This window comes from Micromonospora sagamiensis (assembly GCF_014680085.1).
Classification (GTDB): domain Bacteria; phylum Actinomycetota; class Actinomycetes; order Mycobacteriales; family Micromonosporaceae; genus Micromonospora; species Micromonospora inyonensis.
The window spans coordinates 6,128,168-6,140,658 of the sequence record NZ_AP023438.1; the positions used below are offsets into that span (position 1 = coordinate 6,128,168).

The 12,491-nt window shown below is 72.5% G+C and carries 11 protein-coding genes; 6 read left to right on the forward strand and 5 right to left on the reverse strand.

Going from position 1 to position 12,491, the window contains the following annotated elements:
* Positions 1-55 precede the first annotated feature (55 nt).
* The 3 genes from IGA62_RS26240 to IGA62_RS26250 are packed head-to-tail and all read left to right on the forward strand — an operon-like array spanning position 56 to position 2,321.
* Positions 56-226, forward strand: a complete 171-nt coding sequence (locus tag IGA62_RS26240) for an MbtH family protein (RefSeq protein ID WP_145818377.1) — start codon at positions 56-58, stop codon at positions 224-226.
* A gap of 58 nt (positions 227-284) precedes the next feature.
* Positions 285-1,337: a ketoacyl-ACP synthase III family protein gene (locus tag IGA62_RS26245; protein WP_145818376.1), complete on the forward strand. Its 1,053-nt coding sequence runs from the start codon at positions 285-287 to the stop codon at positions 1,335-1,337.
* Positions 1,338-1,376: 39 nt separating this feature from the next.
* Positions 1,377-2,321, forward strand: coding sequence for a LysR family transcriptional regulator (locus IGA62_RS26250; RefSeq protein WP_145818375.1), 945 nt, complete (start codon positions 1,377-1,379; stop codon positions 2,319-2,321).
* 164 nt (positions 2,322-2,485) lie between these two features.
* Here IGA62_RS26250 and IGA62_RS26255 read toward each other — a convergent pair whose 3' ends face one another.
* The 5 genes from IGA62_RS26255 to IGA62_RS26275 are packed head-to-tail and all read right to left on the reverse strand — an operon-like array spanning position 2,486 to position 8,492.
* Positions 2,486-3,979, reverse strand: a complete 1,494-nt coding sequence (locus IGA62_RS26255) for a UbiD family decarboxylase (RefSeq protein ID WP_190289216.1) — start codon at positions 3,977-3,979, stop codon at positions 2,486-2,488.
* A complete protein-coding gene (locus IGA62_RS26260; RefSeq protein WP_145818374.1) occupies positions 3,976-4,533 on the reverse strand; it encodes a flavin reductase family protein in 558 nt (185 codons plus the stop codon). The genes IGA62_RS26255 and IGA62_RS26260 overlap by 4 nt, the downstream gene beginning before the upstream one ends.
* Before the next feature lie 17 nt (positions 4,534-4,550).
* Positions 4,551-5,309: a dioxygenase family protein gene (locus IGA62_RS26265; protein ID WP_145818373.1), complete on the reverse strand. Its 759-nt coding sequence runs from the start codon at positions 5,307-5,309 to the stop codon at positions 4,551-4,553.
* Positions 5,310-5,349: 40 nt separating this feature from the next.
* Entirely contained in the window at positions 5,350-6,858 is a 1,509-nt protein-coding gene (locus tag IGA62_RS26270) for a 4-hydroxyphenylacetate 3-hydroxylase family protein (protein ID WP_186499860.1), read from the reverse strand.
* The gene (locus IGA62_RS26275; RefSeq protein WP_145818372.1) at positions 6,855-8,492 is read right to left on the reverse strand and encodes an HAL/PAL/TAL family ammonia-lyase; all 1,638 of its coding nucleotides are present in this window, start codon (positions 8,490-8,492) and stop codon (positions 6,855-6,857) included. Before IGA62_RS26275 ends, IGA62_RS26270 begins: the two co-directional genes overlap by 4 nt.
* Positions 8,493-8,866: 374 nt before the next feature.
* Here IGA62_RS26275 and IGA62_RS26280 point away from each other — a divergent pair, with 374 nt between their 5' ends.
* From IGA62_RS26280 to hisC, 3 genes are all read left to right on the forward strand, one after another.
* Complete coding sequence (locus IGA62_RS26280; RefSeq protein ID WP_145818371.1) at positions 8,867-9,601, forward strand: LuxR C-terminal-related transcriptional regulator; 735 nt, start codon at positions 8,867-8,869, stop codon at positions 9,599-9,601.
* A 328-nt stretch (positions 9,602-9,929) separates the two neighbouring features.
* Positions 9,930-11,276 carry an MFS transporter gene (locus IGA62_RS26285; RefSeq protein WP_186499859.1) on the forward strand — a complete coding sequence of 449 codons (1,347 nt, stop codon included), beginning with the start codon at positions 9,930-9,932 and terminating at the stop codon, positions 11,274-11,276.
* Positions 11,277-11,357: 81 nt separating this feature from the next.
* A complete protein-coding gene (hisC, locus tag IGA62_RS26290) occupies positions 11,358-12,434 on the forward strand; it encodes a histidinol-phosphate transaminase (RefSeq protein WP_145818369.1) in 1,077 nt (358 codons plus the stop codon).
* The last annotated feature ends 57 nt before the right edge of the window (positions 12,435-12,491 follow it).

Here is a 12,491-nt window from a genome sequence, read left to right on the forward strand (position 1 = left end):
CGGTGACCGCCGCCACGATCCGTCCACCCACCACCAGCGAGGGGAGAACGAGGCCATGCAGGAGTTTCTGGTCGTGGTCAACGACGAGGAGCAGTACTCGATCTGGGCGGCCGACGCCGAGCCGCCGGCCGGCTGGCAGCCCACCGGCCACCGGGGCACCGAACAGGAGTGCCTCGACCACATCGACCGGGTGTGGACCGACATCCGCCCGAAATCGGCCCGCTGAGTCGCGGGCGGACGGAGCAGGTCCGGCCCGGTCGGAGCACACGGGGGGAGACACCGAGGTGTGGAACAGCGAGCTGTACATCAGCGGGGTCGGCAGCTATCTGCCGGCCCCGGTGCGGGCGGCGGACGCGGTCCGGGAGGGCCGCTACGCCGCCGCCGACCACGACGACGACGAGCTGGACCTCGTCCTGGTCGAGACCTCGGCCTCGCCGGCCGAGATGGCGGTCCACGCCGGACGTCAGGCGCTGGCCGACGCCGGCCGCCCCGACGAGATCGCCCTGCTGCTGCACGGCGCCAGCTACTACCAGGGCCAGGACTTCTGGACCCCGGCCACCTACATCCTGCGGGAACTGGTCGGCAGCCGGGTGCCGGCGTACGAGGTGCGGGCCGCCTCCAACAGCGCCATGGCCGCCCTGGAGCTGGCCGCGGCCTACCTGCGGGCCGACCCGGCCCGGGCGGCGGCCCTGATCACCGTCGCCGACCGGTTCGCCCTGCCCGGATTCGACCGGTGGGCCACCGACGCCGGGGTGGTCTACTCCGACGGCGCCGCCGCCGCGGTGCTCTCCGCCCGGGGCGGATTCGCCCGGCTCCGCGCCGTCACGTCGCACACCGACCCCGAGCTGGAGGAGCTGGGCCGGGACGTGGAGCGCTTCCACGACGCGCCGGTCCCCGGAGGGCGTCCGCTGGACCTGCGCGCGTTCAAGCGTCGGTACCTGAAACGGGTCGGCTTCGCGGAGCTGTCCCGCCGGCTGACCACCGGTCTGCGGGAGAACGTGACCGCGACCCTCACCGCCGCCGGCAGCGACCTGTCCTCGGTGGACCGTTTCGTCCTGCCGAACCTGGGCCGTGACCTCATGCAGTGGGAGTTCCTCGAGCCGCTCGACATCCCCGTCGAGCGGACGTCCTGGGACAACGCCCGGCGGATCGGTCATCTCGGCGCGGGTGACCAGTTCGCCAACCTCGCCCACCTGCGCCGGACCGGTCAGCTGTCGGCCGGGGACCGGGTGTTGCTGGTGGGCGTCGGGCTCGGCTTCAGCTGGACCAGCGCCCTGCTGGAGATCACCACCACCGGACCGGGAGCACCGGTCGGTACGTCCACCGACCGGTCCTGACCACCCCGTCCCTCTGCCCCGGCGATCGGAGACCAAGCAATGAACTTCGTGCGGCTCACTGTGTTCAAGGAGGTCGTACGGCAGGGCTCGCTCACCCGGGCGGCCAAGCACCTGACCTACACCACATCGGCGGTGTCCCAGCACATCTCCGCCCTGGAACGGGAACTGGGGGCGGTGCTGCTGGAACGGTTGCCCCGGGGCGTCCGCCTCACCGAACCCGGCCGGGCGCTGCTCGACCACGTCGAGCGGATCCTGGACGAGTACCACGCCGCCAAGGGCACCCTGGAGGCGATCGCCGCGGCCAGCGGCGGGCGGCTCCGGCTGGGTTCCTTCCCCACCGCCGACGCGACCCTGGTCGCCCGTGCGGTGGCCCGGTTCCGCCGCAGCTTCCCCGCGGTCGACCTCACCCTGCACCGGGTGGACCTGGAGGAGGCCGCCCACCGACTGGTCACCGGTGAACTCGACATCTCCCTCGTGTACGTCTTCGACGGACGGGACCACAAGAAGCTCACCGGCCTGGAACTGGGCCATCTGCTCGACGACCCGCTGCACGTCATCCTCCCGGTGGGCCACCGGCTGGCCGGGGCCGGCCCGATCTCCCTGGCCGACCTGGCCGAGGAGAACTGGATCCACGGCACCCGACAGAACCCCGCCGACGAGATCCTGCCCGAGGTCTGCGCGCAGGCCGGCTTCCTGCCGCGCGTCGTCCTGCGCACCGACGACCAGATGTCGGTGCAGGGACTGGTCGCGGCCGGCGTCGGAGTCGGTCTGGTCTCCTCGCTGGCGGTGCCGGTGCTCCGCGCGGACCTGGTGGCCCGCCCGGTCGCGGAGCCCGGCCTGACCGGGCGGATCCACATCGCCCAGCCGCTGGGACTGACCCGGCTGCGCTCGGCGAACATCATGCGGGAACTGCTGGTCGAGGCGGCCCGTTCGGTGATCCGCCCGGACGTCCCGCCCCGGGTGCCGCTGCCCGCCCACCCCTGACCGCTCTCCCTTCCCGTCGCTCCCGGGCTCACCCCGGGTTGGCTGGATGGTTGGGGTGGGTGGTTGGGGTGGTTGGTTGGGGTGGGTGGTTGGGTGTTGGGGTGGGTGGTTGCAGGGGTCCCCTGCTCGCCAAAAAGCGGTAGGAGGGGTCCCCTGCAACCACCTCAGCCGTCGGCGACGGCAACCGTGCCGTTCCCCATCGTCGCCGGGTGACGTCGCACCCGTTCCTGGACGGCGGCGGGATAGGCCTCGCGTAGGGAACTCTGCGCGAGGCGACCCGCGTCGACCGCCGGTAGCAGGCAGTCGTGCACCACCCGGGGGCCGGTGCGCGCCTCCCGTTCAGCCTCGGAGTAGCAGGCCAGGATCGGCAGGATCTCGCCGACGCTCACCGTGGCCCGGTCCACCGGGTGCTGCCGGGTGCCCAGCGCCCAGAGCAACTCCCCGGTGTCGGCCGGGTCCACGTCGTCGTCGAGCACGAACAGCTTCGGCACGGTGAAGCCGAACTTGCTCGCCCAGACGACCTCGCCGATCCGGTCGCACAGTTCGGCGGTGCCGGTGTGCGGCAGCCGCTCGCGCCAGTCGGCTGCCACCGTCACCACCAGCCAGTGGTTGGCGGTCTCGAGCGGCGACCAGACGGTGGTCACCGGCAGGCCCGCCGCGTGCAGCAACCCCAACGCCTCGGCCGAGAAGCAGAGCCCGGCGGCGGTGTGGTATTCGTCCACCGGGCGGCCCTCGGCGACCAGCGGCCACACCGCGTCGTGCCGGTGGGTCACCGCGCCGACCGTGTAGACCGGCTGCCGGCTGGTCCCGGTGACCAGGTAGCCGGGGTACTCGCCGAACGGGCCCTCGTCGGCGTCCCGGTCCGTCGAGACGGTCCCCTCGATCACCAGTTCCGCGTCGGCGGGCACCGCCAGGTCGACGCTGACACACCGGACGAGGTCCAGCGGCCGGCCGTAGTGGGCTCCGAGGTAGCCGACCTCGTCGACGTGATCGGGCAACGGCATGCTGGACACGAACGGGATGGCCGGGGCGCCGCCCTGGAACAACGCGAACGGCATCGGCTCACCCCGCTCGGCCCACATCTGCCAGATCATGGTCAGGTGCTGCCCCGGCACGAACAGGCCGGTCATCCGCCGGTCGTCGAGCTGCTGCACCCGGGAGATCGACCAGTTGGTCCACGATCCGTCCGGCGTGCGGGCCACGATCGTGCCCCAGGTGTTGACGTACGGGCCGCCGTCGCCCAGGTGCAGCGTCGGCACCGGCAGCCGGTCCAGGCCCGCGTCGGCGCCGAGGCGTACCACCTCCTGGCACGGCCCGGCCGCCACCAGCCGAGGGGGCACCGGTGGCCGCTCGCGGACCTGGGCCAGCCGCCGCACCAGGTCGGCCGCCGAACTGTCCGGCGGCATGCCGAGCGAGAGGGCCACCCGGGCCAGCGGCCGGTCCCGGTCGCCGCTGAGGGCGGCCTGACCGGCGAGCAGCCGGATGCCGTGCCCGCCCCGGGGCCGGGTGAACAGCAGGGCGGGTGACCGGGTCTCGTAGCTGTGCCGGGCGAACGCGGCGACCTCCAGATCCGGGTCGACCTCCTCGGTCACGGTGCGCAGCTCACCGAGCCGGTCCAGCGCGGCCAGATGGTCGCGCAGGTCGGGGAGTTCGGTCACGGGACACCTCCGTTCGGTCCGGGGTACCGCCGCGACGGGCCGTCGCGGGCGGGCACCCCCTGCGGGGTACGGACGGCCGGCCGGTCCGTCGACGGGGCGAGGCCGGTGAAACCGCCCCGGTAGAACACCAGCGGTTCGCCACTGCCCGGCCCGACGTCGACCACCCGACCGAGGTGCAGGACGTGGTCACCGCCGTCGCTGCGGGCCCAGGGCAGGCAGTCGACATAGCCGAGGCAGTCGGCCAGCCGGGGGGAGGGACGTTCCCGGCACCAGTCGACCAACGGACGGCGGAGCTGACCGGAGAAGTGCAGGGCCAGGTCGCGCTGCCCGGCGGCGAGGATGTTCACGGTGAACGGCACCGACCCCAGGTGGCGGTTCGCCCGGCTGGCCCGGTGCACCGAGACCAGCACCAGGGGCGGGTCCAGGGACACCGAGGTGAAGGCGTTCACCGTGATGCCGCCGGCCCCACCGTCGGGCAGGGGATAGGTGACGACGGTGACGCCGCTGGCGAACGACCCGAGCATCCGTCTGAGGTCACGGGGCGCGACGGCCATGTGGACACCTCCCACGGTCAGCCGGGCTCCTCGGTGGCCAGTACGAAGTCGTACTCGGCCACCAGGTCCCGGTCCTCCGGACGGGGCTTGAGGACCAGTTCGTCCTTGACCGCCTCGGCCACGTCGCTGTCCAGCCAGGGGTCGTCGGCGAAGTAGAGCTGGGTGGTCAGTGGCCGGTGGCCGGGCGCGGAGATCGTGAAGTGCACGTGCGCCGGCCGCCACGGGTGCTTGCCGAGCAGGGCGAACAACCGGCCGGACGGGCCGGCCGCCGGGACCTGGTACGCGCCGGGCAGGACGGTCCGGATGTCGTACCGCCCGGCCGTGTCGGTCACCACCCGGGCCCGCAGCAGGTACGCCGGCAGTTCCGGCGCGAAGTGCGAGTAGCCGCCGGTCGCGTCGGCCTGCCAGGTGTCCAGTACCGCGCCGGGCAGCGGTGTGCCGTCCGGCGCGCGGACCGCGCCGGTCAGCCGGAGCGCCTGGCCGGGCTCGTCGGGACGCTGCGGTAGCGCGCAGGGCGAGTGCCGGACCGGCGCGTCCGGGACGTGGAACGGCCCTTCGACGGCGCCGACACCGGCCCCGTCGACCGCGTTGAAGGTCTCGACCGTCTGCTCGAAGAGGATGTCCAGCAGCAGCGGCCATTCGTCCGCCTCGCCGACATCGATCAGGAAGCGCTTGATCGTCTGGTAGTCCGCGTAGCTGATCTCGTGTCGGACCAGGGACTTCCGGACGTGCGCGACGAGTTCGCCGGCGAAGGCGGCGACCCGGTCCACGGGCATCGTGTCCTCCTCGAAGGTGGGGGCCGGTGGCGGAGCCGGCTCAGGCGATCAGGTCGGGCGCGGTCCAGCCGTCGAGGTCGTACTCGTCGAGACAACGGTCGACCAGGGCGCGGAACTCGTCGAGCCGGCCGCTGGTCTCCGCCTGACGGACCAGGTCCAGCCGGACGCCCTCGTGGTTGCCGGCGTAGTTGCGTTCGTAGAGTTCGTGCCGGCCGGCGAACTCGGTGCCCACGCAGTCCCAGAGCAGCTTCATCACCTTGACCCGGTCCTGCGCCTCATAGCCGTTGCTGCCCCTGAGATAGCGGTCCAGGTAGGGGCGGACCTCGGGGTTGGCGAAGTCCCGGGTGCTGGAGTTGACGTAGATCAGGCCACTGCCGACGTCCTGCTCGATGATCTCCTTGACCCTCGGGTAGCCGACGGTCATGAACCACCGGTACGCCATCCCGTACTCGGGGTTCGGCAGGACCGAGCCCCCTTCCCAGGGCAGCGGGTTACGGGCCATCGCGTCGCTGATGCCGGCGAACAGGTTGCGCCAGGCCAGCACCTCGCCGAACCGGCTGCGCACGCCCCGGTAGTCGGCCGTGCCGGTGATCTCCAACGCCTTGGTCAGCAGCCCGGCCAGGAACTCCAGCTTCACGGTCAGTCGGATGCAGCCGTGGAAGGTGAACCGGGGTACGAAGCCGGAACCCGGGAAGAAGGCGTTCGCCCGTTCGACGTCGTGGTAGACGAAGACGTTCTCCCAGGGCACCAGCACCTTGTCCAGCACGAAGATGGTGTCGTTCTCGTCCAGCCGGCTGGAGAGCGGGTAGTCGAACGGGCTCCGCGCCGCCGCGGCGGCGGTGTACGACGGCCGGCAGATCAGCTTCACGCCGGGCGTGCCCACCGGGATGGTGCACACCAGCGCGAACTCCTTGCGCCGGATCGGCAGGCCGTGGTGCGCCACGAAGTTGTAGTGGGTGATCGCCGAGCCGGTCGCCACCACCTTCGCCCCGCTCACCACCACTCCGGCGTCGGTCTCCCGTTCGACGTGGACGAACGTGTCCGCGACCTCGTCCGGCGGCAGGTCGCGGTCGACCGGGGGGTGGATGATCGCGTGGTTCCAGTAGAGGACCCGTTCCTGCGACTCCCGGTACCAGCGCAGCGCGTTGTCCCGGAACGGCTGGTAGAAGTCGGCGTTGGCGCCCAGGGTGCCCAGGAAGCTGGCCTTGTAGTCCGGGCTGCGCCCCATCCAGCCGTACGTCATCCGGGCCCACTCGGTGATCGCGGCCCGGTCGGCCAGCAGGTCGTCGGCGCTGCGCGGGGCCCGGAAGAAGGAGTGCGTCCGGCCGCCGCTGCCGGTGTCCGTGGGCACGGTGAGCCGGTCGGCGGTGTCCGGGTCGTGCAGCGCGTCGTAGAGGCGGGCGGTCATCCGCACCGGGTTGCGGAAGGCCGGGTGGGTGGTGACGTCGCGAACCCGTTCCCCGTCGAGCCAGACCTCCCGGCCGTCGCGCAGGCTCTCCACGTACTCCGCCCCGGTCAGCGCGCGCCGGGGCGGCGTCGGCGCGCTCACGCGACCGGGTCCGGGTCGGCCGGCGCCCTCACCCCGGCGGCCCGGCGCAGCGCCCCGGTACGGATCAGCCCGGCGACCGCCTCGACGTCGAGGTCCAACCGCCGGTCCCCGTCGACGAACGGGGACACCTCGCGGATCGCCGCGTGCACCCGGCGGACGGCGGGGGAGGCGTTCGCCACGCCCCGCAGGTCGATCGCCTGGGCCAGCGCGATCAGGTGGATGGCGGCGACGCTGCGGGTCAGCTCGACCACCGTGCGCGCGTCCCGGGCGGCGATGGTGCCCATGCTGACCTTGTCCTGGTTGTGCGCCTCCGTCGAGCGGGAGAAGACGGTCGCCGGGGCGGCCATCTTCAACGCCTCGGCGGTGACGGCCGAGCAGGCGATCTGCATGCCCTTGAACCCGTGGTTCAGACCGGCCCGGGCGTCGTCCGGCGCGGTCGGGCTGACCAGGTTCGGGGTCAGCCCGTTGTTGAACTTCTCGTCGACGATCAGCTCCAACTGCCGGTCCAGCAGGTCGGCGATGTTGGCCACGGCCACCTTCAGGCTGTCCATGGCCTGCCCGAGATGCCCGGCGTAGAAGTTCCCGCCGTGGTGCAGCTCGCCGAGTTCGCCGTCGAAGAGCGGGTTGTCGGTCGCGGAGTTGATCTCGGTGGTCACCCAGGGACGGACCCAGGACAGCGTGTCCCGCAGCACGCCGGTGACGTGCGGCGCGCACCGGATCGAGTACTTGTCCTGGATCCGGTGTTCGAGCCGGACGTAGCCGCGTTCCCGCAGCGGTTCTCGGCGCAGCAGGATCTCCTCGTACGAGGTGGTCAGCGCGGAACCGGCGAGCAACGCCCGGATCAGGCCGGCGCTGGTGCCCTGCCCGGGGTGCGGCTTGCTGTCGTGGACGAAGGGGTGGAAGTGCGACGCGTTGCCGAGCAGCGCCTCGCACGACATCGCGGTCGCCAGGTCGGCCACGAAGGCCAGCTCCTCGGCGTCGGCGGTGGCGAGGGCGGCGAACGCCGCGGTGAACGAGGTGCCGTTGATCAGGGACAGGCCCTCCTTCGGTTCCAGCCGTACCGGTTCCAGCCCCTCCTCGGCGAGCGCGTCGGCGACCGGGCGGACGGTGCCCCGGTGCGCGACGTCCCCCTCGCCGAGCAGTGCGGCGGCGACGTAGCAGAGCGGGACCAGGTCCCCGCTGGCGCCGAGCGAGCCGCGTTCCGGGATCAACGGCAGGACGTCGCGCTCGACCAGGCGCAGCAGCAGCTCCACGGTGCCGGGGCGGATCGCCGAAACCCCGCGGGCCAGGGAGTTCGCCCGGATCAGCATCGAGGCCCGGGCGACCTCCGGCGCGGCCGTCGGCCCCACCCCGTTCAGGTGGTACAGGACCAGGTTGCGTTGCAGGTCCCAGGCCTTCTCCGGCGCGATCTGCCGTACGCAGCTGTCCCCGAACCCGGTGGTGACCCCGTAGATCGGAATCCGCTGTGCCAGCAGTTCGTGCTTGAGGTCGAGGGAGGACTTCATGGCGTCGGCCGCCCCGTCGCTCAGGCGCAGGGCGACCTGCTCGGCCGGCCGGGCGACGGACACCACCTCCTCGATGGTCAGCGAACGGCCGTCGAGCACCAGGTCGGCGCTCGGCATGGATCGGTTCATCGGGTGCTCCTTGCAGGGGGGACCGGACGGGAAATGGCGGAATCGCGATCGCGGGGCGCCGGAAAGGGAAGGGCGCCGGGAGGCCGGGAAGCGATCAGGTGATCGACGCCGGTCCCCGTAGTCTGCGCGCTCCGGTGGAGTCCTGTCTTCCGGCCCAGGTCCGGTTTCCGCCCCGGTCCCCGGTCCGGCCCGACCACCGGTGACCGGACCATGGTCGGGGTCGTCCCGGTGGTGCGGGGTCGGTGCAGGAATTCAGAAAAGCTGATGCCGGACGGTGGCAAGTCTTAATTTCCGCCGTTGGATGGATTCCCGGGAGCTGTGTAGGCTCATCGGTGTCCACAGATACGCCGCAGTTTGCCGGAACGGAGGGTCTGGTGGGCACTGGTCTCGCAGAATCCGTGGCGCCGGTCGGTGGCGCGTCGGACCAGATTCGCATCCTGATCGGCGGCAACCATCCGATATTCCGCTCCGGCCTCGGGCTCATGCTCGGGGAACTGTCCCCGGCGTTCACGATCGTGGGCGAGGTGGCCGAGGCCGCAGCGGTGGCCGACACGGCCCGGCAGCGGGCGGCGGACGTCGTCGTCTACGACGAGGACAGCCTGGGGTCCCCGGCGGTGCTGGCCTTCGTCGCGCAGCTCACCGGGCAGCGGTCCGCGCGGGCGGTCGTGCTGCTCGGCCTCGACGCCGGGGACTCCTGGCGGGAGCACCTGCGGGCCGGGGCCCGGGGACTGCTCTTCCGCGACGGCGACGCCGACGAGCTGGGTTTCGCGGTGCGGTCGGTGGCCGCGGGCGGTGTCCACCTCACGCCCCGCCTGGCCGGGGTGATCGTGCGGCCCCTGGTCCGCCCGGGGGGCACCGGCGGGCCGGCCGGACGGCAGGTGGGCCGGGGCGACCCGCTCACCCTCCGGCAGGCGGAGATCCTCGACCTGATGCTCACCGGAGTGTCCAACGCGGAGATCGCCGCCGAGTTGTCGCTCAGCGAGAAGACCGTCAAGTTCCACGTGTCGAACATTCTCGGAAAGCTGAACCTCAAGAACCGGACCCAGGTGCTGGCGCACCTGATGGGTGGGCAGCGGGTCGCCGGCGGTCGCGGTCCGGAGAAGGGGTGACACGTGGGCGTTGCGCTCCGGACCGGAGGACCGCCGCCGGGGTGGGTGTTGCGGACTGGAACCGCCGGATCCGGCCAGCCGGCATCGGCGACAACTGCTGAAGAACAACAATAATCCGTAGACAGTCTTCGATAAATTATCCGTCCCTGGGTCGACTCGAATAAGATTTCGCTCTCGGCGTATGACCGAGGTTGACCGTCTCCGGCAATGTCGACTACGGTCGGTCGTGATCGGTAAACGTACGAGTCGGTCCGGTGGATTGTCCGGCGACTCGGTGGCCCGCCCGACGCGGGCCGGTTGACCTCCCCAGACGCGAAGGGTTCTGCGCGTGGAGCATTCGACGACCCCCGGCGATTCCGCGACCGACGGGGGATCCGCAGGCACGGTCCAGGAACGTCCCGCCGCTGGTGCCGTACCGCCGGATCCGACCGTTCCGGGCGGCGACCGCACCCCCACCCGCCTGCCGGCGGCGTTCCATCGCCTGTGGACCGCGGCCGTCGTCAGCGGCCTGGGGGACGGCCTGCGCTACACCGCCCTGCCGCTGCTGGCCGCGAGCGTGTCGCGGGCCCCCGGCGACGTCGCGGCGGTGACCGTCGCGGGCATGCTGCCCTGGCTGCTCTTCGGCCTGCTGGTGGGGGTGCTGGCCGACCGGGTCGACCGACGCACCCTGATGTGGACCACCGACCTGGTGCGCGGCGTCCTGGTGGCGGCCTTCGCGGTGCTGCTCGCCGTCGGTGAGCCGTCCATCCCGCTCATCGTCGCCTTCGCCTTCGCCGTGGGCAGCGCGCAGGTGGTCTTCGACACCGCCGCCGGGGCGTTCCTGCCCGCCGTCGTCGGCCCGGCGCAACTCGGCGTGGCCAACGGCCGCCTGATGTCCGCGCAGGTGCTCACCTCCCAGTTCATCGGCCCGCCGATCGCCGGGGTGGTGTTCGCCTTCAGCGTCGCGTGGCTGTTCGCCGTGGACGCGTTCACCTTCGTGCTCGCCGCGGTGCTCGTGCTCTCCATCCGGGTGCCCCGCCGCGAGCCCGGGGCCGACGGCACCGGGGTCGGCCGGGACGTGATCGAGGGCCTGCGGTGGCTCAACCGGCACCGGGTGCTGCGCGACCAGTCGGTCATCTTCGCGGCGATGGCCCTGGTCAGCGGAGCGCTGCTCGGCATCTTCGTCCTCTACGTCAACGACCACCTCGGTCTGGGCAGCCTCGGGTACGGCCTGCTGATGGCGTGCTTCGCCCTCGGCAACGTGGCCGTCGCTCCGCTGGTGCCCCGGCTCCGCGCCCGGTGGGGTGACCGGTCCGCGCTGACCGCCGCGGTCCTGGTGGTGATCCTCACCCTCACCTCGCTGGCCGTGCTGCCCGTGCCGGTCGTCGCCGGACTGTCCCTGCTGCTCTTCGGTGCCGCGGCGATGACCTGGATGGTGGTCACCGTGACCGTCCGCCAGGAACTGGTCCCCGACGCCCTGCTCGGTCGGGTCACCAGCACCTACCGGATGATCGGGTTCGGCGCCAACCCGCTCGGCGCGCTGGCGGCGGGGGTGACCGCCACCCTGATCGGCATCCGGCCGATGCTGGCCGCCGGTGCGGCCCTGGTGGCGGTGGTCGCCGTGACGTTCCGGTCCGGCCTGGGCAGTCAGACCGCCGTCCACGAGCACGTCGGGAAGGACCCGGGGGAGGCCTGACCGTCCACTCCCGATCCCGTTCCCGTTCCCGGCGGCCCGGTCCGTCGGGGGCCGAACCACCCGCGACGACGAGGAGCCACGATGACCGTTCCGTCCCGGGCCTCCGTCAGCACGGAAGCGGGCTACCGGCCCACCCTCGTCGAGCCGGGGCTGGTCCAACTGGCCAACAACGAGGTGCCCGACGGGCCGTTGCCCAGCGCGGTACGCGCCCTCGCGGCGGCGGCCACGGGCGTCAACCGCTACCCGGACCCGGCCGCCGCCGGGCTGGCCGACCGGATCGCCGAGCACCTCGCGGTCGACCCCGAGCGGGTCGTCGTCGGCGACGGATCGGTAAGCGTCTGCCAGCAGGTCCTCCAGGCGCTCTGCGGACCGGGCGACGAGGTCGTGGTCGGCGCGCCGTCGTTCGAGCTGTACCCGGTGCTGAGCCGGGCTGTCGGTGCCGTGCCGAGGCCGGTCGCGGTGACCCGGGAGCACGCCCTCGACCTCGACGCGATGGCCGCCGCCGTCACCCCGGCCACCCAGGTGCTCTTCCTGTGCAATCCGAACAACCCGACCGGCACCGCCGTCGACCGGGCCCGCCTGGACCGCTTCCTCGACCGGGTGCCCGGCCGAGTCCTCGTGGTGCTCGACGAGGCGTACCGCGACTTCGTCGACGACCCCCGGGTGCCCGACGGTGTCGTCACGGCCCGCTCGCGGGACAACGTCGCGGTCCTGCGCACGTTCTCCAAGGGCTACGGCCTGGCCGGGCTCCGGGTGGGCTACGGGGTGTTCCCGGTGCTCGTCGCCGACGCGGTCCGCCGGCTCGCGCTGCCGTACGCGGTGAACGCGCTCGCCCAGACCGCCGCCGTCGCCTCGCTCGACGCCGGGGCCGAGTTGCGTGACCGGTGTGGACGGATCGGGCGGGAACGGGACCGCATGCGGACGGAACTGCGCCGGGCCGGGTTCGCCGTCCCGCCGAGCCAGGCCAACTTCCTGTGGCTGCCGGTCGGCGACCGGGCCGAGGCGCTGGCCGCGCACTGCCGGCGGCACGGGGTGCTGGTCCGCGCCTTCCCGGGGGCGGGGGTGCGGGTCAGCGTCGGGACGCCGGCCGAGAACGACGCCTTCCTGCGGCTGGTCCGCGCGCCGGAGGGCACGCGGCCCGAGCCGGCGGGCACCTGACGAGCACGTCCAGGGGCGCGGGACGGCTCAGCCGGTCGCCGTGGGCGTGGGGTGGAG

Excerpts from the sequence above, each read along its gene's own strand:
- IGA62_RS26275 (WP_145818372.1), bottom strand. The coding sequence starts at position 8,492 with ATGAACCGATCCATGCCGAGCGCCGACCTGGTGCTCGACGGCCGTTCG.
- IGA62_RS26260 (WP_145818374.1), bottom strand. The coding sequence starts at position 4,533 with ATGGCCGTCGCGCCCCGTGACCTCAGACGGATGCTCGGGTCGTTCGCC.
- IGA62_RS26265 (WP_145818373.1), bottom strand. The coding sequence starts at position 5,309 with ATGCCCGTGGACCGGGTCGCCGCCTTCGCCGGCGAACTCGTCGCGCAC.
- IGA62_RS26240 (WP_145818377.1), top strand. The coding sequence starts at position 56 with ATGCAGGAGTTTCTGGTCGTGGTCAACGACGAGGAGCAGTACTCGATC.
- hisC (WP_145818369.1), top strand. The coding sequence starts at position 11,358 with ATGACCGTTCCGTCCCGGGCCTCCGTCAGCACGGAAGCGGGCTACCGG.
- IGA62_RS26250 (WP_145818375.1), top strand. The coding sequence starts at position 1,377 with ATGAACTTCGTGCGGCTCACTGTGTTCAAGGAGGTCGTACGGCAGGGC.